The following is a 24,923-nucleotide window of genomic DNA, read 5'->3' on the forward strand; positions in this document are numbered from 1 at the left end:
CGATCAGAAATTCAGCACACGCCAGCTGCTGCGCCCGGCGTTGCCGGTGCGCTTGCCGCTCGTGTCGGTCGTACCGCCCGCTTCCGGCTGGATCTGGTAGGCCGGCGCGCCGTTCTTGGGTTGCACGTCGATGCTCTGCGTCTGGCCGCCCACCCGCACTTCGTCGATGCGGGTCAGGCCGTCTTCGTGGGTGATGCGCTCGATGCGGTCGCGCGGCGAGGTGGGCTCGCGCGGCGCCTCGACGGGCGCCACCTGGGCCAGAGCGGTCAGGGTGGCGCACAGGCCGAAGGCGAGTGCGGCGAGGGGACGGCAGATGTTCGAGGTCATGCGGCATTGTAGGCAAGGCAGACCGGCTGCGCTGGCGGTGGGGCAGAGGCGGTTACCACTGGATACGCAGTCCGGGGGCGGCTGGATGCGGCGCGATCTCCGCCACAATCGCCCCATGTCCGACGCCCAGACCCCCTCCCAGAACCCCGTGCCCACGCTGCTGCTGGTCGACGGCTCCAGTTACCTCTACCGCGCGTTCTTTGCCGGCGGTGAAGCCATGAGCACCACCCTGCCCGATGGCACCGAACTGAAAACCGGCGCCATTCGCATCATGATCAACATGATGCAGAAGCTGCGCAAGGACGTGCGCGCCGACTTTGCGGCCTGCGTCTTCGACGCCAAGGGGCCTACTTTCCGGGACGCGCTCTATCCTGAATACAAGGCCAACCGTTCGCCCATGCCCGACGACCTCCGCGCCCAGATCGGGCCGATTCACGAGGTGGTGAAGCTCCTGGGCTGGAAGGTGCTGGACGTGCCAGGCGTGGAGGCAGACGACGTGATCGGCACGCTGGCCCATGTGGCGTCGCAGCAGGGAATAGATTGCATCATCTCGAGCGGCGACAAGGACCTGAGCCAGCTTGTCAACGAGCACATCACTGTGATCGACACCATGAACGACCGCCGCCGCGACATTGCCGGCGTGACGGCTGAATTCGGCGTGCCGCCCAGCCTGATGCTGGATTACCAGACGCTCGTGGGTGACCAGGTGGACAACGTGCCGGGCGTGCCCAAGGTCGGCCCCAAGACCGCGGTGAAGTGGCTGACGGAATATGGCTCGCTCGAAGCGCTGGTGGCGCGCGCGGGCGAGATCAAGGGCGCGGCTGGGGAAAATCTGCGCAACGCGCTCGAATGGCTCCCCAAAGGGCGCGAGCTGCTCACCATCAAGACCGACTGCGACCTGAAGGAGTACATCGAAGGTCTGCCCTCGCTGGAAGCCATCGCCATCGGCGGGCAGGACAGCGAAGCGCTCAAGGCGTTCGGCGAAACGTATGGCTTCAAGGGGCTGGTCAAATCGCTCTCACAGCACGATGTGCCGCCCGAGCTGATCGAGGAGCACAAGGCCCGCTCCACCAATGCTTCGCCGGGACTGTTCGACGAACCCGACCTGAGCGGCACCACGCAAGCCACCAACCTGAAGTACGACACCATCCTGGACTGGGCGCTGTTTGACGACTGGCTCGCCCGTGTGCAGACGGCCGACCTCGTGGCCATCGACACCGAGACCACTTCGCTCGACGAAATGCGCGCCGAGATCGTGGGCATCAGCTTCAGTGTGAAGCCGGGTGAAGCGGCTTACATTCCGCTGCGCCACAGCGGCCCCGATGCACCGGTGCAGCTGCCGTTCGACGAAGTGATCGCAAGGCTCAAACCCTGGCTGGAAGACGGCAGCCGCAAGAAGCTTGGCCAGCATGTGAAGTACGACCGCCATGTGTTTGCCAACCACAGCATCGAGGTTCAGGGCTACGCGCACGACACCATGCTGCAGAGCTATGTGCTGGAAGTGCACAAGCCACATGGGCTGGCCAGCCTGGCGGAGCGGCACCTGGGCCGGCAGGGCATCAACTACGAAGACCTGTGCGGCAAGGGTGCGCACCAGATTCCGTTTGCACAGGTCGATGTGGCCAAGGCGGCCGAGTACTCGTGCGAGGACAGCGACCAGACGCTGGACGTGCACCTGACGCTGTGGCCGAAGCTGGAGGCCGACGAGAAGCTGAAATTCGTCTACGAGCTGGAGATGGCCAGCAGTGAGGCGCTCTACCGCATCGAGCGCAACGGTGTTCTGATCGACGCGCCCACGCTGGCCGCGCAAAGCCATGAACTCGGCCAGCGGATCGTGGCGCTGGAGCAGGAGGCCTACGTCATCGCCGGCCAGCCGTTCAACCTCGCCAGCCCCAAGCAACTCGGCGAGATCTTCTTCGACAAGCTGGGCCTGCCCGTCGTCAAGAAGACCGCCACCGGCGCGCGCAGCACCGATGAAGAAGTGCTGGAGAAACTGGCCGAGGACTACCCGTTGCCCGCCAAGATTCTGGAGCACCGGGGACTGTCCAAGCTCAAAGGCACCTACACCGACAAACTCGCGCAGCTCGCCCTGCCGCGCACCGGCCGCGTGCACACGCACTATGCGCAGGCCGTGGCCGTCACAGGGCGTCTGTCGAGCAACGACCCCAATCTGCAGAACATCCCGATCCGCACGCCCGAGGGCCGCCGGGTACGAGAAGCCTTCGTGGCGCCCGCCGGACATGTGATCGCCAGCGCCGATTACTCACAGATCGAGCTGCGCATCATGGCGCACATCAGCGAAGACGCGGCGCTGCTGCGGGCCTTCCACGAAGGCCTTGACGTTCACCGCGCCACCGCCGCCGAGGTGTTCGGCTTGGAGCCGGCGCAGGTCAGCAGCGAACAGCGGCGCTATGCCAAAGTGATCAACTTCGGTCTGATCTACGGCATGGGCTCCTTCGGCCTGGCCAAGGCATTGGGGATCGACAACACAGCGGCCAAAAATTACATCACGCGTTACTTCGAGCGCTTCGAGGGTGTGAAGCGTTACATGGATGCGACGCGCCAGCGGGCCAAGGAAATGGGATACATCGAGACGGTGTTCGGCCGGCGTCTGGTATTGCCGGACATCAAGAACGCCAAAGGCGCGAAGCTGTCGGCGCTGGAGCGGCAGGCCATCAACGCCCCCATGCAGGGCACGGCAGCCGATCTCATCAAGCTCAGCATGGTCGCGGTGCAGAAGGCGCTGGACGAACAGCGCCGTGGCACGAAGATGATCATGCAGGTGCACGACGAGCTGGTGTTCGAGGTGCCCGAAGGAGAGGTGGAGTGGTTGAAAACCGAAATTCCGCAGCTCATGGCGGGCGTGGCGGCGCTGAAGGTGCCGTTGCTGGCCGAGGTGGGCGTGGGGCCTAACTGGGACAAGGCGCACTAGCCAGGATCTCCCCCGAAGCGCCTTCGGCGCCTCCCCCCAGGGGGCAATGCCTGCGGCCCGGCAAAGCCAGTTCCGCGGCATTTCTGGATGGCCTCCGCTCTGCACCCACATACTTTGAACTTCGTTCATCCAGGCAAATCACTTCTCTTCCACCCAACCAAAGGAGACAAAACGATGCTTGACGAACGACACGCGCAGGACCTCGATGCCCTGCTGCCCGGCCAGTCCACCGAACAGGGCGCCACCCGCCGCACCGCGCTCAAGGCCGCTCTCGGAGTGGGTTATGCGGCCGCGGCCGCTCCACTGATGGCGCAGACCGCCATAAAGACGTCGGCCGACGGTCTGACCGTGGGCGAGGTCATGATCGACGTGAACGGTTTCAAGATGCCGGCCTACCGTGCAGCGCCCGCCGGCAAGACGGGCCTGCCCGTGGTGCTGGTGCTCTCCGAAATCTTCGGCGTGCACGAATACATCGCCGACACCACCCGCCGCTTTGCCAAGGCCGGGTACCTGGCCATTGCCCCGGAGTTGTTCGTGCGCCAGGGCGATGCCCAGAGCTATGGCGAGATCGCCAAGCTGATTGCCGAGGTGGTGTCCAAGGTGCCCGATGCGCAGGTGATGGGCGATCTGGACGCCACGGTGAAATGGGCTGCGGCCAATGGAGGTGATGCGAGCAAGCTGGGCGTGACCGGCTTCTGCTGGGGTGGGCGCCACGTCTGGCTGTACGCGGCTCACAACCCGGCGGTGAAGGCCGGCGTGGCCTGGTACGGTCGCCTGGTTGGCGACCCCACGCCTCTCAGCCCGAAGCACCCGGTGGACGTGGCCGCCGGGCTGAAGGGCCCGGTGCTTGGCCTGTATGGCGCCGCCGACACCGGCATCCCCCTTGACACGGTTGATAAGATGAAAGCCGCTCTGGCAGCCGGTAATGCGGCGGCCAAAGCGTCGACCTTCGTGGTCTACCCCGACGCGCCACACGCCTTCCACGCCGACTACCGCCCGAGTTTCCGCAAGGAGCCGGCCGAGGACGGCTGGAAGAGGGCGGTGGCGTGGTTCAAGCAGCATGGCGTGGCCTGAAGTCTCGCCTGCACCATTGATCCCGGGGCCGCAGATCGCGGCCCTTTTTTGTGGCTGAATCGAGCGCGACATGATCCTTCTTGCCATCCTCATTGGCACCGTGGCCGCCGGCGTGGGCAGCGTCTGGCTGGCCGCCCTGCTGGGTTTTGCCATGATGGCCCGCTTCACGCAGCACATGCTCAGCCTCGCCGCGGGCGCGCTCATGGCCACCGCCTTCATGCACCTGCTGCCCGAAGCGTTCGAGAGCGAGGCCAGCGCGCACGAACTGTTCGCCCTGCTGCTGGCGGGCCTGGTGTTCTTCTTTCTGCTCGACAAGGCCGAACTCTGGCACCACGGGCACGAGCACCGCCAGGAAGAGCACGATCACGACGCCCACCACGGTCATCACCATCACCACCACGAAGCCCGCTCGGGCGGGTGGACGGTGCTGGCCGGAGACAGCGTGCATGCGTTCGGCGACGGCATCCTGATTGCCTCGGCCTTCATGGCCGACATGCGCCTGGGTGTGATCGCCGCACTGGCCGTGATGGCTCACGAAGTGCCCCACCACATGGGCGATCTGGTGGTGCTCCGGCAGACCTCGAGCACCACGCGGGCTGCGCTCATCAAGGTGTCGCTGGCGGGCACGGTGACCGCACTGGGTGGCCTGGTCGGTTACTTCCTGCTCACGCGGCTTGAAGACTACCTGCCGTACTTCCTGGTGGCTGCGTCCAGCAGCTTTGTCTATGTGGCGCTGGCCGACCTGATTCCGCAGCTTCAGAAGCGGGTGGGTTTGCGCGCCACGGTGGCCCAGATCGGCTGGCTGCTGGCGGGTATTGGGCTGGTCACTTTCGTCAGTGGCCTCGCCCACTCCTCACATTGAAGCGGGTGGGTCGCCAAAGGTGAAGGTGAACACGGCGCCCTCGCCGGGCTTGCCCTCGCCACGGATCGAGCCTCCGTGCCGTTCGATGATGCGGCGCACCGTGGCCAGGCCGATGCCGGTGCCCTCGAATTCGCTGGGCATGTGCAGCCGCTGGAAGGGCTTGAAGAGCTTGTCGGCATAGGCCATGTCGAAGCCCACGCCGTTGTCGCGCACAAAAAACGACCCGGGCTGATCGGGCAACCGGCCCCACTCGATCACGGTCTGATCGCGCGTGCGGGTGTACTTGAACGCGTTGGCGAAGAGGTTCTCCAGCGCAATGCGCGCCAGACGCGGGTCGCAATGGGCCTGCAGGTCGGGCTCCACCCGATACCGAATGTCGCGCTCAGGGTATTTCTGGCGCTCCTGGAGCACCACCTGGCTGGCCAGAGCGCTCAGGTCTACGGCCTGGCGCTCCAGGCGGCCCTGGCTCACGCGGGCCAGCGCCAGCAGGTCGTTGATGAGCGAGCCCATGCGGTTGGTGGAGTGCAGCACGCGGTCGAGCAACTGGCGCTCGTCCGCGCTCAGCCGCTCGCCCAGCGCTTCGTCGAGCAATCGCGTAAACCCGTCGATCGCGCGCAGGGGTGACTTGAGGTCGTGCGATACCGAGTAGGCGAAGGAATCGAGTTCGGCGTTGAGGTTCTGCAGGTCGGCCGTGCGCTCGCGCACGCGTTGCTCCAGCGTTTCCCTGAATTGCTGGATTTCCCTGTCGCGCCGCAGGCGCACCAGCTCGGCGTTGGCGCGGCTGGCGAAGATAGCGATGAGCGCCTGCGTGTCGGAGCCGATTTCCACCTCGCGCGCCCAGAGCGCGAAGATCACCCCGATGGGGCTGCCGTCGGCATCGCGCAGGGCCTTGCCCAGATAGGCCTGGCAACCGGAGGCAATCAGGCTGGTGGCCTGTGGGTACTGCTCGGCCAGTTCATGAGCGCACACCAGCATGTCCTGCTGGTGCAAAGTCTGGGCGCAGGGCGTGCCCTGGGGGTTGAAGCTGAAGTTGGATGCGGCCTGGCCGTTCTGCTGAATGGCCAGCGTGCGCACGCGCCCATCTTCGCGGCATTCGCCGATGACCACCATGTCTGCGCCCACGGTGGTTTCGAGGTGGCGCGTGAGGGCGCCGAAGAAGGCTTCGCCGGTTTCTGCGGCCACCCCTCTGGCCACGTTGAGCAGCAGGTTTTCTCGCTGCTTTTCTTCCGTGATGTTGACCGTGCACGACAGGATGCAGCGTTCACCGTCCACGTCGACCAGCTCGGCCCATAGCCGGGTGTCCACCAGATGACCGTCCTTGTGACGCATTCTGGTTTCATAGGCGTCGACGCGGCCGTCGCGCATCAGACGTTCAACAAAGGCTTCGCGGTCCTGTGGCGTCAACCAGGCGCCGATCTCCACCGTGGTCTTGCCTTTGAGGTCGGCCGGCACCAGGCCCTGGGCGCGGTCTTCGGCCCGGTTGACCTCGACGAAAGAACCATCGGAGAGCCGCGTGATGGTCATGTTCAACGGGCTGAAGTTGAAGGCCTTGGCGAAGCGCTCCTCTGAGCGCCGAAGACGCTCGAGCATCTCGTTCTGCGCGCTCGCATCGGAGATGGTGGTGATGATCAGTTTGTCTTCGGGGTCGTCGCCCATCTCGCTGGAGATCAGCGCGTCGAACACGCTGCCGTCGGCGCGCTGGCCGTGCGCCGCGTATTGTTCGGCGCGCCGCGTGGCAAACAGGAAGGTCATGAAGGCTTCGCGCTCTTCCTGGCTTGCCCACAGAAAGCTGTCCTGGCGCCCCAGCACCTGCGAGCGCTGGTAGCCGTAGCAGCGCTCGAACGCGGGGTTCACATCGAGGATCATTCCGGAGCGGGCCGATTGCGCCACCATCGGGCTGGGGTTGGTGCGAAAGATGCGGGCGAACCGTTCCAGGTTGCGGTCGCGTTCCTGCTCGGTCTTCTTGCGCCGCTCCAGCTCATCGGTCTGGCGCACAAACGAATCGCGCAGTTGCCGCCGGCTGTGGTAGACCATCACGGCCACCACCACCAGCGTGGCCGAATGCGTGATCCACACCCGCAGGCCGACCTCGAAGTAAGGCGTGGCGGTGAGCCAGCCGTTGTATTCCGCCAGCGTGAGCACGCCCAGCGCGCCGACGCTGGCCCCCACCGTGAGCACGAGCGCAGTGCGACCCAGGAAGGTGCCGGCACCGGCCACTGCCGCCACGAACAGGAAACCCACGGCGGTGCGAACCGAACCGTAGGTGATCACCGAATTGATCGCAATCGCCAGCGTGCCGAAGACGATCAGATGTGCCACGTACTGGTCGCGGCCTGTGCGGGCCAGCCACCAGGCCAGGCCCGCCACCACCATCAACGCACCGGCGTTCCAGGCTTCGTGTTGACCGGGGCTGGCCATCAGGAGATCCAGCACCAGCACCAGCAAGGCGGCCAGGGCGATCACCAGCGACAACAGGCTCAACACGCGTTTGCGCGGCCCCCCCGCCAGAACGGGCACCGCCGCCGGCTCCTGATTCTGGGAAGGGCGAGCCATGGGGGCCTGGTTCCTGCCTGCTCAGCCCTGCGCCACGGGCAGGCCCGGCGTGTTGCACCACTCGCTCCAGCTGCCCGCGTACAGCCGGCCGCGGCCCAGCCCCGCGATTTCCATGGCGAGCAGGTTGGGGATGGCGCTCACACCACTGCCGCAGTGGTGCACCACGCTGGCCGGGTCGCGCCCACCCAGCAATTGATCGAATTCGGCGCGCAACTCCGCCGCCGGCTTGAAGCGCCCATCGGCCAACACACTTTGAACGAACGGGCGGTTGAGCGCGCCCGGAATATGCCCCGCCACCGGGTCGAGCGGCTCGGTCTCGCCGCGAAAACGGGCGGCGGCGCGCGCATCGATGAGCGTGAGTCCGGGCCGGCCGAGGGCCCCTTCGATCTCGGCCGTGGTGGCCAGCTGGGCCAGGGGCGCAAGCAGCTCGAAGTGGGCTGGTGCTGGCGCCGGTGCCGGCCCAGTGGCCACATCGCCACCGGCCGCCTTCCAGGCGGGCAGGCCACCATCGAGCACCGCCACGGCTTCGTGGCCGCACCATTTCAGCATCCACCACAGACGCCCGCAGTAGTTGGCTCCCTGGCGGTCGAGCACCACCACCTGCATGTGGTTGGCCACGCCGAGCTCGCCGAGCCGACGGGCGAAGGTTTCCCGCGAGGGCAGCGGGTGGCGTCCACCGCTGGCGCGGTCGGCGCCGGTCTTGTCGCTCAGGTGGTGATCCAGATGCACATAGGTCGAGCCGGGGAGGTGTTCGGCTTCAAACTGGGCCGCGCCCGCGTCGGGCTTCATCAGCTCGAAGCTGGCGTCCAGCACGCGAAGGGGCGCGCCGCTGTCCATGAGCTGCTGGAGCTGGGCCGGGGTGATCAGGGTCGTGTACATGCGCGCATTGTGCGGTAGAGCCGCAGGTCAGTGCTCCTCGGCGGGCGCGTTGGGGACGGCGCGTGCCCGCAACACCGTGGCCGCGACGCCGCTCACCACGATGAGCGCCATGCCCAGCCAGCCGATCAGGGGAATGACTTCGCCGAACAGGACCAGGCTGTAGAGCGTGGCGAACACAATGCCGGTGTAGTGCAGGCTGGCTGCCACCATGGTGGCACCGCGTGAATAGGCACGGGTCAGGCAGAGCTGGCCGAACACCGCAAGCAAACCGGTGGGCAGCAGCCACAAGGCCGATGGCCAGCGCCATGCGCTCACACCCGCGAACAGCATGCCCAGCCCGCCGACCAGGGTGGCGCAGAGCGAGAAATAGAACACCGTTCGAGCCTCGGTTTCCCCCGCCCGAGACAGGGCAGCCACCTGAAGGTAGGCCAGCGCGGCAAACACACCCGAGATCAGCCCGACAAAAGCGCCCACCACCTGATCCGGATTCAGCGAAGGCCGCAGCAACATGGCCACGCCGGCAAAACCCGCGATCACCGTGAGAAACAGCGGCCCTTGCTGGCGCACGGGCATGTTGCGGCCCTGCATCAACAAAGCGCCGCCGAGCAGGAAGGTGGCGATCCACACGCTGCTCATGTAGTTCAGGGTCATGGCCGTGGGCAAGGGCAGGTGCGCGATCGCGTAGAACCAGGTGGTGAGCGAGATCACACCCACCACGCCGCGCCAGGCGTGCATGGCAGGCACGCGGGTGCGCAGCGAGGTGCCTTGCACATGGGCCACGGCCATCAGCACCAGCATGCCCAGCAAGCCCCGGTAGAACACGATCTCGAACGCGTTGAAGTACGCCGAGGCGTACTTGATGCACACCGCCATGCTCGCAAAGAGCAGCGAGGCCAGCACGATCCACAGAGCTTGCATGCCTAGCGACCCTTTTCGGCGAGGGTCACCGCGGAACTGGCTCCGCCAGGCCGCAGGTGACGTCCCCCTGGGGGGGTGACGCCGAAGGCGGCGCGGGGGGGTACATCCTCGCTCTGTACCACTCGTGGAAGTGCTGCATGCCGTCTTCCATCGGGCTCTGGTAGGGACCGACCTCGTTGTCGCCGCGTGCCAGCAGGGCCTTGCGGCCGGCGTCCATGCGTTCGGCGATTTCGTCGTCTTCCACGCAGGTTTCCATGTAGGCCGCACGCTGCGCTTCCACGAATTCGCGCTCGAAGGCCGCGATTTCCTCGGGGTAGTAGAACTCCACCATGTTCAGCGTCTTGTCCACGCTCACCGGGTGCAGCGTGGACACCGTCAGCACATGCGGGTACCACTCCACCATGATGTGCGGGTAGTAGGTCAGCCAGATGGCGCCGTGCTCGGGCATGGCGCCCTGGCGGTAGTTCATGAGCTGCTCGTGCCAGCGCTGGTACACCGGGCTGCCTGCCTTGCCCAGCAGGTTGGCCGCGCCCACGGTCTGCACCGAGTACTCAGGCTTGAATTCCCAGCGCAGGTCCTCACAGGTCACGAAACCGCCCAGGCCGGGGTGGAATGGCGCCACGTGGTAGTCCTCCAGATAGACCTCGATGAAGGTCTTCCAGTTGTAGTTGCACTCGTGCAGCTCCACGTGGTCCAGCACCATGCCTTCGAAGTCGAGCGCGGCGCGCGGCCCCATGTTGGCCAGGTCGGCTGCAACGTCGCGTCCGTTGTCCTCGAACAGCAGCCCGTTCCATTCACGAAGCGGGTAGTGGTTGAGGTTCAGGCAGGGGTCCTGCTCGAAGTGTGGTGCGCCCAGCAGTTGACCGGCTCGCTCACCGTGCACGCCGCTGTAGGTCCAGCGGTGCAACGGGCACACAATATTGCCCCCGGCACTGCCACTTCGGGTGTCGTTCAGGTTGCCCTTGCCTTGCAGCATCATGGCCTGGCGATGGCGGCAGACGTTGGAGACCAGCTCGACGCCTTTGGCGGTGCGCACCAGAGCACGACCGCCGCGCTCCTGCGGCAGTGTGTGGTAGTCCCCGAGGTTGGGAACCGAGAGTTGGTGCCCCACGTACCGGGGCCCGCGCTGGAAGAGACTTTCCTTTTCGCGCTGGAACAGCGCCTCGCTGAAGTAGCTGGAAACCGGAAGTTGGCTTGCGGCCTGCTGCAGTTGAAGACTTAAATCAGACATCAGGGTCCTGACCTAGAGACTCCCCCTATGAAGGGGCAGGGTAAGCGCTGTGCTCGTCAGACGAATTCGCGCGGGATGGGTGGAGTGGTGCGTCCCTCCGGGCCTGGGGGCCCGTCAGTTTGGAAAAAAAGAGGCCGGATTGTACCCCGGGGGTCAACATGGCGTGCTGTGCATAGAATGTCGATCGGCCAGCCCACGGCCCCGCGACCACCCAACCCCATGACCACACGCTCCGCCTCCAGTTTCGCCCGCACTCAGACGTCCACCGGTACCCCCGCCAGCTACGAGGCGGCACTGTCGGAACTCGAACAGCTGGTATCGCAACTCGATGCAGGGCAATTGCCGCTGGAGCAGTTGCTGACCCACTACCAGCGCGGTGCGGAGTTGCTGGCCTTCTGCCGCGCCCGCCTCGACGCGGTGGAGAACCAGATCAAGGTGCTCGAAGGCGGCGAGCTCAAACCCTGGGACGCCGCTTGAACGCCGTGCTTCAGGATACGAACGATTTCGCCGCGTGGCGCCAGGCCCGGCAGGACGAGGTTGAGCAGGCCCTGTCCAGCTGGGTGCCCGCCGATGCGCCGGCGGGTCTGGGTGAGGCCATGCGTTACGCCGTGCTCGACGGTGGCAAGCGGCTGCGGCCCCTGCTTGTGCTCGCCACCAGCGAAGCCGTGAGCGGCCTGCGTGAAGCCGCCTTGCGCGCTGCGTGCGCAGTCGAGCTGATTCACGCCTACTCACTGGTGCACGACGACATGCCCTGCATGGACAACGACGTGCTGCGCCGGGGCAAGCCCACAGTGCACGTGCGTTTTGGCGAGGCGCAGGCCTTGCTTGCGGGCGACGCCCTGCAGGCGCTGGCCTTCGAGCTGCTCGTGCCGGATGGCGGCGCTGTGCCGGCCGACATGGCGGCGCAGCTTTGTCGTCTGCTCGCGCAAGCCGCAGGCGCCACCGGCATGGCCGGCGGCCAGGCGGTGGACCTGGCCAGTGTCGGCGTGGCGCTGGATCAGACCGCGCTGGAGGCCATGCACCGACAAAAGACCGGCGCACTGCTCAAGGCCAGCGTGACCATGGGCGCGGCCACAGGTCGCGTCGCGCCCGAGGTGCTGGCCCAGCTCACCCGCTATGGCGCCGCGCTTGGCCTGGCCTTTCAGGTGGTGGACGACGTGCTCGACGTGACGGCCGATTCGGCCACGCTCGGCAAGACCGCTGGCAAGGACGCCGCCGCCGACAAACCCACATTCGTTTCCCTGATGGGCCTGGCCCAGGCGCAGGCCTACGCCGAGCGCGTGCTGGACGAGGCCCACGCCGCGCTGGACCAGAGCCGCCTGGAGCACACCGCCACCCTGCACGCACTGGCCGACTGGGTGGGCCGGCGTGCATACTGAGCCCTTGCGCAAGGCCCCCACGACATGACCCGAGCCAATTTGCCCATGAGTTCACTGCTGTCCACGATCGAATCGCCGAAGGACGTGCGCCGCCTCACGCGCGCGCAGCTCACCCCGCTGGCCGACGAGCTGCGCACCTTCCTCCTCGAAAGCGTCGCCCGAACCGGGGGCCACCTCAGTTCCAACCTTGGCACGGTGGAGCTCACGCTGGCGCTGCACTACGTGTTCGACACGCCGGAAGACCGCCTGGTCTGGGACGTCGGTCATCAGACCTACCCGCACAAGATCCTCACCGGTCGGCGCGACCGCATGGGCACCTTGCGCCAGCTCGGCGGCATCAGTGGTTTCCCGCGCCGTGACGAGAGCGAATACGACACCTTCGGCACCGCACATTCGTCCACCAGCATCTCGGCCGCGCTGGGCATGGCGCTGGCCGCCAAGATCAAGGGTGAGAAGCGCAAGGCCGTGGCCATCATCGGCGACGGTGCCATGACCGCAGGCATGGCGTTCGAGGCGCTGAACAACGCGGGCGTGGCCGAGGGTCGCCTGCTTGTGGTGCTCAATGACAACGACATGTCGATCTCGCCACCGGTGGGAGCGCTCAACCGCTACCTGGCCCAACTCATGAGCGGGCAGTTTTATGCGGCCGCGAAAAACGTGGGCAAGCAGGTGCTCAAGGGGGCGCCGCCCTTGTTCGAGCTGGCCAAGCGGCTGGAAGAGCACGCCAAAGGCATGGTGGTGCCCGCCACGCTGTTTGAGAAATTTGGTTTCAACTACATCGGCCCCATCGACGGCCACGACCTCGATTCGCTCATTCCCACGCTGGAGAACATCCGCCACCTGCTCGACACCGACAGCGGGCCGCAGTTCCTCCACGTGGTCACGAAAAAAGGGCAGGGCTACAAGCTCGCCGAGGCCGATCCTGTGGCCTACCACGGGCCGGGCACCTTCGACCCCGCCGTGGGCCTGACGAAGCCGACCACGCCCGCCAAGACCACGTTCACGCAAGTGTTCGGGAAATGGCTTTGCGACATGGCGGCGGCCGACCCGCGCCTGGTGGGCATCACGCCCGCCATGCGGGAGGGTTCGGGAATGGTCGAGTTCGAGCGCCGCTTCCCTGCGCGCTACTTCGACGTCGGCATTGCAGAGCAGCATGCAGTCACCTTTGCAGCCGGTCTGGCCTGCGAAGGCCTGAAGCCTGTGGTGGCGATCTACTCCACTTTCCTGCAGCGTGGCTACGACCAGTTCATTCACGATGTGGCATTGCAGAATTTGCCGGTGGTGTTCGCGCTCGACCGTGCTGGCCTGGTAGGGGCCGATGGCGCCACCCATGCGGGCGCTTACGACATCGCCTACCTGCGCTGCATTCCCAACATGGCGGTGGCTTGCCCAGCCGACGAGGCCGAGTGCCGACAGCTGCTCAGCACCGCGTTCGAGCAGAACCACCCGGTGGCGGTGCGCTATCCGCGCGGCGCGGGTGCCGGTGTTGCCCAGCCCGAAGGCCTTGCGGGCCTGCCCTATGGCCGGGGCGAGCTGCGGCGCAAAGGGCGTGGCGTGGCGATCCTGGCCTTCGGCACGCTGCTCCAGCCAGCGCTGGTGGCGGGCGAGAAACTGGGGGCCAGCGTGGCCAACATGCGCTGGGTGAAACCGCTCGACGTGGATTTGCTGCGCGAACTGGCACAGAGCCACGATGCGCTGGTGACGCTGGAAGAGGGCTGCGTGCAGGGTGGTGCGGGCTCCGCCGTGCTCGAAGCGTTGCAGGCCGAGGGGCTGCTGCTGCCGGTGCTGCAGCTGGGGCTGCCCGACGAATTCATCGAGCACGGAGACCCGGCCAAGCTGCTGTCTCTGCAGGGGCTGGACGCCGCGGGCATCGAGGCCTCCATTCGTGCGCGCTTTGAAGCGGTGCTGCAGGCGCCGGCGAACCTCAAGGTCGTTGGCTGACCTCTGCGCCGCGCCAGCGGCGTGAAAGCTTGCAAGACGCTGAACACCCTCCGTTCTGGGGGCTTCGTTCGAGGGAAAACCCCTGACTGTGGTGCGGGTGCAATTTCTACAATGACCTCGGACTGACAAGTCTCCAGCCCGGTTCGCCGGGTCGGGTGTATTCCCATTCAAACCACGGAGTCAAACAATATGGATCGTCGTTCAATGATCAAGCACGCCGGCATCGCCGGTGTGCTGACCGCTGGTGTCGCGCCTGCGGTGCATGCCCAGGCCACCATCCGGTGGCGACTGGCCTCCAGTTTCCCCAAGGCGCTGGACACCATCTACGGTGCGGCTGAGGTCTTCGCCAAAAAGGTGGGCGAAATGACAGGGGGCAAGTTCACGGTCTCCGTTCACCCCGGCGGCGAACTCATGCCCGCCTTCGGCGTGGTCGACGGCGTGCAGGAAGGCACGGTGGAATGTGCCCACACTGCGCCTTACTACTTCTTCGGCAAGGACGACACCTTCGCACTGGACTGCGCCATTCCATTCGGCCTCAACAGCCGCCAGATGACCGCCTGGATGTACGAAGGCAACGGCATGAAGCTGTTCCGTGAGTTCTACGAGGGTTACAACATCGTGAACTTCCCCATGGGCAACACCGGAGCCCAGATGGGCGGCTGGTACCGCAAGGAAATCAAGACGCTGGCCGACATCAAGGGCCTGAAGATGCGCATCGGCGGATTCGCCGGCAAGGTGCTCACCACCATGGGTGGTGTGCCGCAGAACATCCCGGGCGGCGAGATCTACCAGGCGCTGGAGAAAGGCACCATCGACGCCACCGAGTGGGTGGGCCCGTACGACGACCAGAAGCTGGGCTTCAACAAGGTCGCCAGGAACTACTACTACCCCGGCTGGTGGGAAGGCGGCCCGCAGCTCTCGCTGTACGTCAACAACAAGGCCTACAACGCGTTGTCCGCCGAGAACAAGGCCATTGTGGAGTGCGCCGCAGCCATCGCCCACACCACCATGCAGGCCAAGTACGACGCTCTGAACCCTGCGGCGCTCAAGCAGCTCGTAGCCGCAGGCACCAAGGTGCTGGCTTTCCCCAAGGCGGTCATGGACGCTGCGTTCAAGAACTCCATGGAGCTCTACGCAGACAACAACGCCAAGAACCCGAAGTGGAAGAAGATCTACACCGACTACTCGAACTTCCGCAAGGACCAGAACCTGTGGTTCCGCTTCACCGAAGCGCAGTTCGACCGCTACATGCAAGCGGCCAAGCTGTAATCCACGCCGACACCGTGCAAGAAGCCCCGCCCTGGCGGGGTTTTTTGCTCGGCTTGGCGCCTTGAGAAACCTGCTGCGCGGGCCTCTGCGTGTCAGCCTTCGTTCAGTTCTGGCGGGCCGCGTCCGCTAGACTATTCGGTTGCCTTCGAGACCGCCCTTCACACGGGGAATCCCATGCCGTTCCTACTGAAAATTTCCCGCCTCATTGACGCTTTCAGCGAGCTCATCGGCAAGCTGGTCATGTGGTTCATCCTGGCCACCACCCTCATCAGCGCCGGCAACGCCATCGTGCGCAAGCTGTTCGACAGCAGTTCCAATGCCCTGCTGGAAATCCAGTGGTACCTGTTTGCCGCGGTCTTCATGCTCGGCAGCGGCTACGCCTTCTTGCGCAACGCGCATGTGCGCATCGATTTCATCTCTTCCAAGTTCAGCGCGCGCGGCCGCAACTGGGTCGATGTCTTCGGCATCATCATTTTTCTGTTCCCGCTCTGCTACATGATGGCCACGCTCGGCTGGCCGCTTTTCGAGCGCGCCTGGAACACCGGCGAGATGTCCTCCAATTCGGGCGGTCTGATCCGCTGGCCGGTTTACGGCCTGATCCCCTTGGGCTTCCTCATCCTGTTCGTGCAAGGTGTCAGTGAGCTGATCAAGCGCGTGGCGTTCCTCACCGGCCACGGCCCCGACGTGCTGGCCCACGATGGTCCCACCGATGAAGAAAAGCTGGCGCAGCAACTGCTTGAAGAAGCCCAGGCGCGCCTCAAGGGAGCGCAGTGATCATGATCGAATTCATCTCTGCCAATTTCGTCCCGATGATGTTCGCGGGACTTCTGGTCTTCCTGCTGTCTGGTTTTCCCGTGGCCTTCGCGCTCGCGGCCACCGGCCTCTTCTTCGGCTTCATCGGCATGGAAGCCGGGCTATTCCCCTCGAACCTGTTCCAGGCGTTGCCCCTGCGCGTGTTCGGCATCATGCAGAACGACACGCTGCTGGCCATTCCCTTCTTCACTTTAATGGGCATCATTCTGGAGCGCAGCCGCATGGCCGAGGACCTGCTGGCCACCGTGGCTCAGGTGTTCGGCCCGGTGCGCGGCGGCCTGGCGGTGGCGGTGATTCTGGTGGGCGCGCTGCTGGCCGCCACCACGGGCGTGGTCGCGGCCGCCGTGATTTCCATGGGCCTGATTTCGCTGCCCATCATGCTGCGCTACGGCTACAACCGCACGATCGCCACCGGCACTATCACCGCCTCGGGCACGCTGGCACAGGCGATTCCGCCCTCGCTGGTGCTGATCGTGCTGGCCGACCAGCTTGGCCGCTCGGTGGGCGACATGTACGCCGGCGCGCTGGTTCCCGGCCTGATGCTGGTGGGCCTGTACCTGCTCTTCGTGGCCGGTGTCGCCATCATCAAGCCGCGCTGGGTCCCGGCGCTGCCGGTCGAGGCACGCATCTACAACGAGCCCAATGGCTCCAGTGGTCACCGTTCGCTGCTGGTGTTGCTGGCGATGTGTGCGGCGGTGAGCTACGCGTGGTCGCAGGTGCACGAGTCCATCATCAATCCTCTGATCGGGCGCGAGTTCAGCCCGGCAGCAGATGAGGTGGTGATCCTGTCGATCACCGTGGGCTCGCTGCTGGCGCTGGCGCTGGCCCTGCTCAACCGGCTTTTCCGCCTTGGGTTGCTTTCGCGCCTGGCCGAGCAGGTCACCTTCGTGCTGATCCCGCCTCTGGTCCTTATCTTCCTCGTGCTGGGCACCATCTTTCTGGGCATCGCCACGCCCACCGAAGGCGGCGCCATGGGTGCGCTGGGCGCGCTGATCATGGCCAGCGCACGACGCGCGCTCACCCTGAGCCTGCTCAGGCAGGCGCTGGAGAGCACCACCAAGCTGGCGATCTTTGTGCTGTTCATCCTGATCGGTTCCACCGTCTTCAGCTTCACCTTCAACGCGGCCGATGGGCACATCTGGGTCGAGCACCTGTTCGACAAACTGCCGGGTGGCCAGATGGGCTTCCTGCTGTTCGTGAACCTGCTGGTGTTCGTGCTGGGCATGTTCATCGACTTCTTCGAGATCGCCTTCATCGTGGTGCCGCTGCTGGCCCCTGTGGCCGCCAAGATGGACATCGACCTGATCTGGTTCGGCGTCATCCTGGCCATGAACCTGCAGACCTCTTTCCTCACGCCGCCCTTCGGCTTCGCGCTGTTCTATCTGCGCAGTGTGGCGGCGCGGAGTGACTACACCGATGTGGTGACGAAAGAGCGCATTCCGGCGGTGACCACCGCGCAAATCTACAAAGGCTCGATCGCCTTCATCATCCTGCAGCTCATCATGGTGGCGGTGGTGGTGTTCAACCCCACGCTCGTTACGGGCAGCCTCGATGCCAAGGTGAAGGTGGACGACGACGCAGTGAGCGACATGTTGCGCAACATGCCGGGACTGGAAGAAGCGGCCCCACAAGAGGAAGAAGCGCCAGCGGAAGAGGGCGCAGAAGCGCCCGAACCCGAGGCCTCTGAGCCCTCGCAAGAGCCGGAAGAAGACCCGGCCAAAGCGCTGCAGGACAGCTTGAAGAAGCCTTGATTTTCGGCCCTGAACAAACCACCACATGGCCTTTGAGGCCGGAGTGAACGCATGCAGATTGACGTGAAGGTGCTGGACCCGCGCATGGCGAACCAGCTTCCGGCTTATGCCACCACTGGCAGCGCGGGCCTGGACCTGCGGGCCTGCCTCGACGCGCCGATCACCCTGGCACCCAACGCCTGGCAGCTGGTGCCCACGGGCCTGGCCATCCACCTGGCCGACCCGGGTTATGCCGCCATGATCCTGCCTCGCTCCGGCCTGGGCCACAAACACGGCATCGTGCTGGGCAACCTGGTGGGTCTGATCGACAGCGACTACCAGGGCCAGCTCATGGTGAGCGCCTGGAACCGCAGTGATGTGGCCTTCACCATCGAACCCATGGAGCGCATCGCGCAGATGGTGATCGTGCCGGTGGTGCAGGCGCGCTTCAACGTGGTGGATGATTTCGCTGCCGCGAGCGAGCGTGGTGCTGGCGGCTACGGGTCAACCGGCCGGGGCTGAGCCCCTGCCGATTCAGTGCAGTGTTCGCGGGCCGGGCGGCGTGATGCCCGGGCCCTGCAGTTCGTCGGGCGCATCCACTTCCATGCGGAAGAAGCCTGTGCCCAGCGTACCCCGACCAATTTCGCCTTCTTCCGCCTCACGCACCGCGTGCACCTTCATCACGATGCGCAGTGCGATGCCAGCCAGCGGGTGATTGCCGTCGAGCACCACATGCTCGGGATAGATATCGCTCACGAAATACAAGCGATCTTTGGGGGCGGCCGGGTTGCATCCCTCGGGCAGGCCCTCGAACCCCATGCCCTCTTCGAGCTCGTCTGGCAACAGGTGCCGTGGTTCCAGGAACAGCAGGCGGTCGTCGTAGTCACCGAATCCATCCACGGGTTCCAGTTGCAGTTCCACCGTGTCGCCCGCCGAGTGGTTGAGCAAGGCTTCCTCGATCTTGGCCAGCAAGTCGTTGCCGCCCATCAGGAACTCCACCGGCTCCTCCAGAACGTCGAGCTCTTCGCCCAGCGTGTCCTTGAGGGTCCAGGTCAGTGCGACCACGCATTGTTGGTTGATTTTCATCCGACAATTGTCCCATGACACAAGCCCTCCGATCCAGCCCGCCCGACGTACCGAGCACCCTGCTCGGGGGGCTCTCCCCAGCGCAGTTCATGCGTCGCCACTGGCAAAAGAAGCCGTTGCTCATTCGCGCGGCGATGCCCGGTTTCCAGCCGCTGCTCTCGCGCGCACAACTTTTCGAGTTGGCAGGGCAGGACGCGGTGGAGTCGCGCCTGATCGTGCAGCAGGGGGCCGGCTGGACGCTGCGCCAGGGGCCGCTCAGTCGCAGCAAGCTGCCGCCTTTGAAGCAACCCGGCTGGACGATGCTGCTTCAAGGCGTGGACCAGCACCTGGACGCCGCTCACGAGCTCTTGCAGCAGTTCCGTTTTGTGCCCGATGCCAGGCTCGACGACCTCATGATCTCCTGGGCCAGCGATGGCGGCGGGGTGGGTCCGCATTTCGACAGCTACGACGTGTTTCTTCTGCAGGCCACGGGTCAGCGCCACTGGCGCATCGGGCGGCAAACGGACTTCTCGCTGCAGCCCGATGTGCCCCTGAAGATCCTGAGTCAATTCGACCCCGAGGAAGAACACCTGCTGGGGCCGGGCGACATGCTCTACCTGCCGCCGCGCTGGGCGCACGACGGGGTGGCAGTGGGCGGCGATTGCAGCACTTACTCCATCGGCTTTCGCGCGCCGCAGCGCGGTGGCCTGGCCGGTGAGCTGTTGCAGCGCATGGCCGACGAACTGCAGGACGAAACGCTCTACCGAGATCCTCGGCAGCCCGCCACTGCGAACCCTGCGGCCATGCCGGTGGCGTTGCGCGATTTCGCGGTCGATGCCTTGCAGCGCCTGCTGGCCGATCGTCGATCGCTGGCGTGTGCGCTGGGCGAAGTCATGACCGAACCCAAGCCACGCATCTGGTTCGACGAGGCCTCGGGCAGCTGGGCACCGGGTGCCTTGCGACTGGACCGGCGCACGCGCATGATGTACGACGAACACCACGTGTTCATCAATGGCGAGAGCTTTCGCGCGGGGGGTGCCGATGCCCGGCTCATGCGCGCCCTGGCCGACCGCCGGAGCCTGGCCGAACGCGAAGTGAAGCAAGCCAGCGAAGACGCAAAATCGTTGCTGCAGGACTGGTTTGAGGCCGGTTGGCTGCACCCGACTTTGAACCCATGAAAGGGCGCCACCGATGAACCCTGCCGAAGAATCTATCCCATCGCCCGAGCTGCCTGCGCTGCCGCAAGGCCGCCTCGAGGGACATGCCTTGTTTGTCGATCTGGTGCGTCAGGCGCTCGCCACAGCGGCGGCGGAAGGTTGGTCGCGCATTGTTCTTTGCGACGTCAATTTTGCCGACTGGCCGCTGGGCGAGCGTGATGTGGTGGCCTCGCTGCATGCGTGGTCGGCGCGCGGTCGCACCCTGCAACTGATCGCTCGCGATTTCCGAGATCTGCGCGAACGTCACCCCCGTTTCGTTCAGTGGCGCGTCACCTGGTCTCACCTGGTTGAAGCGCATGCGTGTTCTAGCGCCGCAGATGGCGATCTGCCGAGCGCCCTGTGGTCTCCCGGCTGGACGATGGAGCGGATCGATCCGTTGCGGGGCACGCTGCTGGCCAGCCACGACGCCGCACGGCGTGTGGCCTTGCGTGAGCAGCTGAACCAGTGGTGGCAAAAGGGGGCGCCGGCCTTCCCGGCGTCTACCCTCGGTCTCTGACCGCTTATTTCAGGTCGTCCGCCAGAAGTTGCGCGATGCGCTGCGCGTTGGCCGAGCCGTCGGCCTTGCCCTGGCCGTCAAGCACCGAAACCATGGTCTTGTTGTCGGTGCTGCGCACCACCACGCGGTAGCGTGCCGCACTCGCTTCGGGGGTGGAGCCACCGAAAATGCGGCTGATGAAGCCGGGCTTGGTGGTGGCCACGGGTTCGACATAGCGCACGAAGTACGTGCCCTGGCTGCGGTCGCGGTCTTCCACGGTGAAGCCGGTGCGGTCCAGCGAAAGGCCCACGCGGCGCCAGGCGCGGTCGAAGTTGTCGTCGAACTGAACCACGGGCGCGTTGTTCACCATGGTCATGCGGGCCGCGGCCTGCGCGGGTGCCGTGGCCGTCACGGCCTTGGCCTGCGCTTCGCTCACGCCGAGCTTGATCATCATCCGGCGCAGAAATTCGGTTTCCAGTTCGACGTCGGCCGGGCGCGGCTGCCAGATGGTCTGGTCTTTGTCCTTGGTGGAGTAGACCTCGATCATGCCGCGGTGGCTGATGTAAACCTCGGTACCGCCCGCGGCGTTGCGCTCCAGACGGGTGCGGAACTTGTCGCGTTCGCCAGTGGAATACAGGCTGTCGAAGATCTTGCCGATGGTCGACCGGATGATGTCCTGAGGCAACTTGGCGCGGTTCTCGGCCCAGTCCGTCTCCATGATGCCCAGCGATTCCTGGTCGATTTCAAGCAGGAATCCGTTTTCTTGCCAGAAATCGCGCACCGGGCTCCAGAGCTTGTCGGCCGGGCGGTCGACCACCAGCCAGCGCTGCGTGCCTGCGCGCTCGATGCGCACATCGCCCACGCTCACAGTGGCGGTGCCGGTACCGGCTGCGGCAGGCTGGGCGCTCTGGTACCCGCTGGCGGTCACCACCGAGCCGGGCACGTTGTAGCGCGAATCGCGGCTGAGTTGCGTCAGGTCCGGCGGCACGTCCAGCGTGCTGCCGCGCGCGGCGCCCTTGTAGTCGATCTTGTCTTCCTGGAGAACGGAGCAACCCGAAACCACCAGCGCGACCACCGCCAGCATGCCCAGGCGGGCTGGCAGATGGGAGGTGGACAGAGGCTGGCTCATCCGGTTGAGGTGGGTCGTGTTCGGGGTGCGGATGGACATGAGGGGGGCTTGGTAGGAACAGGTGGAATTCGAGGAAGGCGCGCGGCCCGATCAGGACAGCAGGCCGCTTTCTTTCAGCGCACCCTCGACCAGCGGCACGAGGTTTCGCGACATCGGTGTCATGGGCAGGCGCAAGGTTTCCCCGCAAAGGCCGAGGCGTGCCATGGCCCACTTGAGCGGGATGGGGTTGGCTTCGACGAAAAGATTCTTGTGCACCGGCAGCAGGCGCATCTGGATGTCCATCGCTCGCTTCACGTCGCCCGCGATGGCGGCGACGCACAGCTCGTGCATGAGACGGGGCGCAATGTTGGCGGTGACGCTCACATTGCCCTGGCCGCCGCACAGCATGAGTGCCACGGCGGTGGGGTCGTCGCCCGAGTAAACGGCAAACCCCTTGGGCACTTCCCGGATGAGCCACTGCGCGCGCTCGATGTTGCCGGTGGCTTCCTTGATGCCGACGATGCCAGGCACCTGGGCCAGACGCAGCACGGTGTCGTGGTGCATGTCACCCACGGTGCGGCCGGGCACGTTGTAGAGCACGGTGGGCAGATCGCCCACGGCTTCGGCAATGGCCTTGAAGTGCTGGTACTGGCCTTCCTGCGTGGGCTTGTTGTAGTAGGGCACCACCTGCAACTGGCAGTCGGCACCGACGCTGCGCGCGAAGCGGGCCAGCTCGATCGCCTCGGCGGTGGAATTGGCGCCGCACCCAGCCATGATGGGCACGCGCTTCTCGCCGTGGGTGCGCGCCTGCTCCACCGACACCCGGATGATTTCGCAGTGCTCTTCCACCGTGACGGTGGGCGATTCGCCCGTGGTGCCAACGACGCCGATGCAGTCGGTGCCTTCGGTGATGTGCCAGTCGATGAGCTTGCGCAAGGCGGCGTAGTCCACGCTGCCGTCTTCCTGCATGGGCGTGACCAGGGCGACGATGCTGCCGGTGATGGGTGTCATGTTTGGGGGTCCGGTGGAGGGCGCCGGGTTCGCCCTTTTCAGCAGGACGCGGGCCGGGCGCGCGAATCACGCATTCTACTCAGTGGCATCCAGTGGATACCTCGGGGGGGAGCCGGGGGTGGACGGGCGTTTTCGGACTGCCGCGATGCGCTGCACGAATCGCTCCGGGCGGTCGCAGAACCCATTTTCATAAGCCACCACCGTGAGTTCCTCGCAGGCGGCCAGAAGTTCACCGGTTTGAAGCAGAAAGTCGGGTCGCGAGGGCTTCCCCACGCTTTCGTTGCCGCTGGCGAAGGTCTCGTAGATCAGCACGCCGCCGTCGGCCAGGCTGGTCACGATCACCGGCAGCAGCGGGCGCCAGAGGTAGTTGGTCACCACCACGGCGTCGAAACGTTCGCCCTCGAAGGGCCACGGGCCGTTCTCGATGTCGGCCAGTTGCGCCCGCCCGATGCCCGCCACGGAGGCGATGGCCTCTGGCGAACGGTCCACACCGGTGACGGTATGACCACGCTGTGCGAACCACCGCATGTGGCGACCGTGGCCACAAGCCACGTCCAGCACGCTGCCACCGTCCGGCACCAGATGCGCCCAGCGTTGCACCCAGGCCGAAGGCGCCTCGGTGCCGTGCATCAGAAGCAGCTCCAGATCTGGTCGGCGAGGTTGACGAGAAATTCGGGTCGCTGGTAGAGCGTGAGTGTGGCCAGAAGACCCGCCGCCACGGCAGTCCAGGCCAGTGCGCGCAGCGCCAGGGGCCTCACGCCGCCGCTCCCATGGCGCGTGGTTCGCGCACGATCGGTGTCTCGCGCACCGGCAGGTTGATGAGGCCGGCAAAGATGCCCAGTGCGATGGCGAGGTACCAGACGATGTCGTAGCTGCCCGTGCGGTCGTACAGCACGCCGCCCAGCCACACGCCCATGAAGCTGCCGATCTGGTGGCTGAAGAACACAAAGCCGCTGAGCATGGACATGTGGGCCACGCCAAAAATCTGGGCCAGCACGGCGTTGGTCGGTGGCACGGTGGAAAGCCACAGCACGCCCATGACGCTGGCGAACACATACACACTGGCGGGCGAGAGCGGCACGATGAGGAACACAGCGATGACCAGCGCGCGCGCGAAGTAGATGAACGCCAGGATGTGGCGCTTGGCGAGGCGCTGGCCCAGCGCCCCGGCTGCGTAGGTGCCCACCACGTTGAACAGCCCGATCAGCGCCAGTGCGTAGCTGGCCACCTGGGGCGACAGACCGTTGTCCTTGAGGTAGCTGGGCATGTGCACGCCAATGAACACCACCTGGAAACCGCAGACGAAATAGCCCGCCATGAGCAGCTGGAAGCTGCGGTAGCGGAAGGCTTCGCGCAGCGCCTGGGCGATCGTCTGCTCGCGCTTCGGTGCCTCGCCAGCCGCAAAGCCGGGCTCGCGCAGACCCAGGGCCAGCGGGATGATGAGCAGCAGCACCACGCCCAGGAACAGCAGCGCCTGCTGCCAGCCCACGTTGCTGATCAGCCAGCCTTCCACCGGCACCATGAGGAACTGGCCGAACGAGCCCGCCGCCGCCGCGACACCCATGGCCCAGGAGCGCTTTTCCGCCGGAATCTGCCGGCCGATCACGCCGTAGATGACGGCGTAGGTGGTGCCGGCCTGTGCGGCTCCAATGAGCACACCGGTGGTGAGGGCGAACATGAGCGAACTGGTGCTCAATGCCATGCCGGCCATGCCCAGCCCATAGAGCACCGCGCCGCCAGCGAGCACGCGGAACGCGCCGAATCGGTCCGCCGCCATGCCGGCGAAGATGCCGAACAGGCCCCAGGAAAGGTTCTGGATCGCCAGCGCGAAGGAGAAGGTTTCTCGGGTCCAGCCCTGGGCCTGTGTGATGGGTTGCAGCCACAGACCGAAGCCGTGTCGCACGCCCATCGACAACGTGACGATCAATGCGCCGCAGGCCAGCACTTGCAGGGTCGACAGGCGCGGGGTGAGGGGAGTGGGAAAGGAGGCAGAAGACGACATCCGCGAACTGTAGCGAAGAAGCCGCCGACTTGCCCGACCTGCCTTTGACATCGGACGCCGGGATTGATGATCCGGACGCATGGATCGCCCGCCTGGTGTCAAAGTCTGTATCTGCATACAGTGTTTCGGGACGGTCG

At 65.5% G+C, this 24,923-nt stretch carries 23 protein-coding genes; 12 read left to right on the forward strand and 11 right to left on the reverse strand.

The window, feature by feature from the left end:
* Window positions 1-3: 3 nt before the first annotated feature.
* Window positions 4-327 carry a hypothetical protein gene (locus tag CAP37_RS05010; protein WP_086123166.1) on the reverse strand — a complete coding sequence of 108 codons (324 nt, stop codon included), beginning with the start codon at window positions 325-327 and terminating at the stop codon, window positions 4-6.
* 115 nt (window positions 328-442) lie between these two features.
* Between CAP37_RS05010 and polA the strand changes: the two genes are divergently transcribed.
* From polA to CAP37_RS05025, 3 genes are all read left to right on the forward strand, one after another.
* The gene (polA, locus tag CAP37_RS05015; RefSeq protein ID WP_086124820.1) at window positions 443-3,259 is read left to right on the forward strand and encodes a DNA polymerase I; all 2,817 of its coding nucleotides are present in this window, start codon (window positions 443-445) and stop codon (window positions 3,257-3,259) included.
* 174 nt (window positions 3,260-3,433) lie between these two features.
* Window positions 3,434-4,333: a dienelactone hydrolase family protein gene (locus CAP37_RS05020; protein WP_086123167.1), complete on the forward strand. Its 900-nt coding sequence runs from the start codon at window positions 3,434-3,436 to the stop codon at window positions 4,331-4,333.
* A gap of 70 nt (window positions 4,334-4,403) precedes the next feature.
* Window positions 4,404-5,195, forward strand: coding sequence for a ZIP family metal transporter (locus tag CAP37_RS05025; RefSeq protein ID WP_086123168.1), 792 nt, complete (start codon window positions 4,404-4,406; stop codon window positions 5,193-5,195).
* Here the strand turns inward: CAP37_RS05025 and CAP37_RS05030 are convergent.
* The 4 genes from CAP37_RS05030 to CAP37_RS05045 are packed head-to-tail and all read right to left on the reverse strand — an operon-like array spanning window position 5,187 to window position 10,776.
* Window positions 5,187-7,748: a PAS domain S-box protein gene (locus CAP37_RS05030; RefSeq protein WP_086123169.1), complete on the reverse strand. Its 2,562-nt coding sequence runs from the start codon at window positions 7,746-7,748 to the stop codon at window positions 5,187-5,189. The genes CAP37_RS05025 and CAP37_RS05030 overlap by 9 nt on opposite strands.
* Before the next feature lie 21 nt (window positions 7,749-7,769).
* Complete coding sequence (locus CAP37_RS05035; RefSeq protein WP_086123170.1) at window positions 7,770-8,627, reverse strand: sulfurtransferase; 858 nt, start codon at window positions 8,625-8,627, stop codon at window positions 7,770-7,772.
* Between the two features lie 27 nt (window positions 8,628-8,654).
* Window positions 8,655-9,545, reverse strand: a complete 891-nt coding sequence (locus tag CAP37_RS05040) for a DMT family transporter (protein ID WP_086123171.1) — start codon at window positions 9,543-9,545, stop codon at window positions 8,655-8,657.
* Between the two features lie 25 nt (window positions 9,546-9,570).
* Window positions 9,571-10,776 (reverse strand): aromatic ring-hydroxylating dioxygenase subunit alpha, encoded by a 1,206-nt coding sequence (locus tag CAP37_RS05045; RefSeq protein WP_086123172.1) that lies wholly within the window; start codon window positions 10,774-10,776, stop codon window positions 9,571-9,573.
* A 219-nt stretch (window positions 10,777-10,995) separates the two neighbouring features.
* Between CAP37_RS05045 and CAP37_RS05050 the strand changes: the two genes are divergently transcribed.
* From CAP37_RS05050 to dut, 7 genes are all read left to right on the forward strand, one after another.
* Window positions 10,996-11,253, forward strand: a complete 258-nt coding sequence (locus tag CAP37_RS05050; RefSeq protein WP_086124821.1) for an exodeoxyribonuclease VII small subunit — start codon at window positions 10,996-10,998, stop codon at window positions 11,251-11,253.
* A complete protein-coding gene (locus tag CAP37_RS05055; protein WP_373271047.1) occupies window positions 11,250-12,155 on the forward strand; it encodes a polyprenyl synthetase family protein in 906 nt (301 codons plus the stop codon). The genes CAP37_RS05050 and CAP37_RS05055 overlap by 4 nt, the downstream gene beginning before the upstream one ends.
* Window positions 12,156-12,200: 45 nt before the next feature.
* Window positions 12,201-14,096: a 1-deoxy-D-xylulose-5-phosphate synthase gene (gene dxs, locus CAP37_RS05060; protein ID WP_179190142.1), complete on the forward strand. Its 1,896-nt coding sequence runs from the start codon at window positions 12,201-12,203 to the stop codon at window positions 14,094-14,096.
* Window positions 14,097-14,285: 189 nt separating this feature from the next.
* Entirely contained in the window at window positions 14,286-15,365 is a 1,080-nt protein-coding gene (locus CAP37_RS05065) for a TRAP transporter substrate-binding protein (protein WP_086123174.1), read from the forward strand.
* 174 nt (window positions 15,366-15,539) lie between these two features.
* Window positions 15,540-16,139 carry a TRAP transporter small permease subunit gene (locus CAP37_RS05070; protein WP_086123175.1) on the forward strand — a complete coding sequence of 200 codons (600 nt, stop codon included), beginning with the start codon at window positions 15,540-15,542 and terminating at the stop codon, window positions 16,137-16,139.
* Between the two features lie 2 nt (window positions 16,140-16,141).
* On the forward strand, window positions 16,142-17,929 hold the full coding sequence (locus CAP37_RS05075) for a TRAP transporter large permease subunit (protein WP_086123176.1): 1,788 nt from the start codon (window positions 16,142-16,144) through the stop codon (window positions 17,927-17,929).
* Window positions 17,930-17,980: 51 nt separating this feature from the next.
* The gene (gene dut / locus CAP37_RS05080; protein WP_086123177.1) at window positions 17,981-18,430 is read left to right on the forward strand and encodes a dUTP diphosphatase; all 450 of its coding nucleotides are present in this window, start codon (window positions 17,981-17,983) and stop codon (window positions 18,428-18,430) included.
* A 12-nt stretch (window positions 18,431-18,442) separates the two neighbouring features.
* Here the strand turns inward: dut and CAP37_RS05085 are convergent, their stop codons facing one another.
* Window positions 18,443-18,994: a peptidylprolyl isomerase gene (locus tag CAP37_RS05085; protein WP_086123178.1), complete on the reverse strand. Its 552-nt coding sequence runs from the start codon at window positions 18,992-18,994 to the stop codon at window positions 18,443-18,445.
* 14 nt (window positions 18,995-19,008) lie between these two features.
* Here CAP37_RS05085 and CAP37_RS05090 point away from each other — a divergent pair, with 14 nt between their 5' ends.
* Window positions 19,009-20,151: a JmjC domain-containing protein gene (locus CAP37_RS05090; protein ID WP_086123179.1), complete on the forward strand. Its 1,143-nt coding sequence runs from the start codon at window positions 19,009-19,011 to the stop codon at window positions 20,149-20,151.
* A 13-nt stretch (window positions 20,152-20,164) separates the two neighbouring features.
* On the forward strand, window positions 20,165-20,686 hold the full coding sequence (locus tag CAP37_RS05095; protein ID WP_086123180.1) for a hypothetical protein: 522 nt from the start codon (window positions 20,165-20,167) through the stop codon (window positions 20,684-20,686).
* A 4-nt stretch (window positions 20,687-20,690) separates the two neighbouring features.
* Here CAP37_RS05095 and bamC read toward each other — a convergent pair whose 3' ends face one another.
* From bamC to CAP37_RS05115, 5 genes are all read right to left on the reverse strand, one after another.
* On the reverse strand, window positions 20,691-21,794 hold the full coding sequence (gene bamC / locus CAP37_RS05100) for an outer membrane protein assembly factor BamC (protein ID WP_256926988.1): 1,104 nt from the start codon (window positions 21,792-21,794) through the stop codon (window positions 20,691-20,693).
* Between the two features lie 90 nt (window positions 21,795-21,884).
* The gene (gene dapA / locus CAP37_RS05105; RefSeq protein WP_086123181.1) at window positions 21,885-22,784 is read right to left on the reverse strand and encodes a 4-hydroxy-tetrahydrodipicolinate synthase; all 900 of its coding nucleotides are present in this window, start codon (window positions 22,782-22,784) and stop codon (window positions 21,885-21,887) included.
* A gap of 75 nt (window positions 22,785-22,859) precedes the next feature.
* On the reverse strand, window positions 22,860-23,414 hold the full coding sequence (locus CAP37_RS05110; protein ID WP_086123182.1) for a bifunctional 2-polyprenyl-6-hydroxyphenol methylase/3-demethylubiquinol 3-O-methyltransferase UbiG: 555 nt from the start codon (window positions 23,412-23,414) through the stop codon (window positions 22,860-22,862).
* Entirely contained in the window at window positions 23,414-23,542 is a 129-nt protein-coding gene (locus tag CAP37_RS21915; protein ID WP_256927009.1) for a hypothetical protein, read from the reverse strand. Before CAP37_RS21915 ends, CAP37_RS05110 begins: the two co-directional genes overlap by 1 nt.
* Complete coding sequence (locus tag CAP37_RS05115; RefSeq protein ID WP_086123183.1) at window positions 23,539-24,786, reverse strand: MFS transporter; 1,248 nt, start codon at window positions 24,784-24,786, stop codon at window positions 23,539-23,541. Before CAP37_RS05115 ends, CAP37_RS21915 begins: the two co-directional genes overlap by 4 nt.
* Window positions 24,787-24,923 lie beyond the last annotated feature (137 nt).

Origin of the sequence: Hydrogenophaga sp. IBVHS1, from assembly GCF_002127265.1 — a bacterium.
Taxonomy (GTDB): domain Bacteria; phylum Pseudomonadota; class Gammaproteobacteria; order Burkholderiales; family Burkholderiaceae_C; genus Hydrogenophaga.

Coding starts and splice junctions, on each gene's coding strand:
- CAP37_RS05010 (WP_086123166.1), bottom strand. CDS start 327: ATGACCTCGAACATCTGCCGTCCCCTCGCCGCACTCGCCTTCGGCCTG.
- polA (WP_086124820.1), top strand. CDS start 443: ATGTCCGACGCCCAGACCCCCTCCCAGAACCCCGTGCCCACGCTGCTG.
- CAP37_RS05020 (WP_086123167.1), top strand. CDS start 3,434: ATGCTTGACGAACGACACGCGCAGGACCTCGATGCCCTGCTGCCCGGC.
- CAP37_RS05025 (WP_086123168.1), top strand. CDS start 4,404: ATGATCCTTCTTGCCATCCTCATTGGCACCGTGGCCGCCGGCGTGGGC.
- CAP37_RS05030 (WP_086123169.1), bottom strand. CDS start 7,748: ATGGCTCGCCCTTCCCAGAATCAGGAGCCGGCGGCGGTGCCCGTTCTG.
- CAP37_RS05035 (WP_086123170.1), bottom strand. CDS start 8,627: ATGTACACGACCCTGATCACCCCGGCCCAGCTCCAGCAGCTCATGGAC.
- CAP37_RS05040 (WP_086123171.1), bottom strand. CDS start 9,545: ATGCAAGCTCTGTGGATCGTGCTGGCCTCGCTGCTCTTTGCGAGCATG.
- CAP37_RS05045 (WP_086123172.1), bottom strand. CDS start 10,776: ATGTCTGATTTAAGTCTTCAACTGCAGCAGGCCGCAAGCCAACTTCCG.
- CAP37_RS05050 (WP_086124821.1), top strand. CDS start 10,996: ATGACCACACGCTCCGCCTCCAGTTTCGCCCGCACTCAGACGTCCACC.
- dxs (WP_179190142.1), top strand. CDS start 12,201: ATGAGTTCACTGCTGTCCACGATCGAATCGCCGAAGGACGTGCGCCGC.
- CAP37_RS05065 (WP_086123174.1), top strand. CDS start 14,286: ATGGATCGTCGTTCAATGATCAAGCACGCCGGCATCGCCGGTGTGCTG.
- CAP37_RS05070 (WP_086123175.1), top strand. CDS start 15,540: ATGCCGTTCCTACTGAAAATTTCCCGCCTCATTGACGCTTTCAGCGAG.
- CAP37_RS05075 (WP_086123176.1), top strand. CDS start 16,142: ATGATCGAATTCATCTCTGCCAATTTCGTCCCGATGATGTTCGCGGGA.
- dut (WP_086123177.1), top strand. CDS start 17,981: ATGCAGATTGACGTGAAGGTGCTGGACCCGCGCATGGCGAACCAGCTT.
- CAP37_RS05085 (WP_086123178.1), bottom strand. CDS start 18,994: ATGAAAATCAACCAACAATGCGTGGTCGCACTGACCTGGACCCTCAAG.
- CAP37_RS05090 (WP_086123179.1), top strand. CDS start 19,009: ATGACACAAGCCCTCCGATCCAGCCCGCCCGACGTACCGAGCACCCTG.
- CAP37_RS05095 (WP_086123180.1), top strand. CDS start 20,165: ATGAACCCTGCCGAAGAATCTATCCCATCGCCCGAGCTGCCTGCGCTG.
- bamC (WP_256926988.1), bottom strand. CDS start 21,794: ATGAGCCAGCCTCTGTCCACCTCCCATCTGCCAGCCCGCCTGGGCATG.
- dapA (WP_086123181.1), bottom strand. CDS start 22,784: ATGACACCCATCACCGGCAGCATCGTCGCCCTGGTCACGCCCATGCAG.
- CAP37_RS05110 (WP_086123182.1), bottom strand. CDS start 23,414: ATGCACGGCACCGAGGCGCCTTCGGCCTGGGTGCAACGCTGGGCGCAT.
- CAP37_RS05115 (WP_086123183.1), bottom strand. CDS start 24,786: ATGTCGTCTTCTGCCTCCTTTCCCACTCCCCTCACCCCGCGCCTGTCG.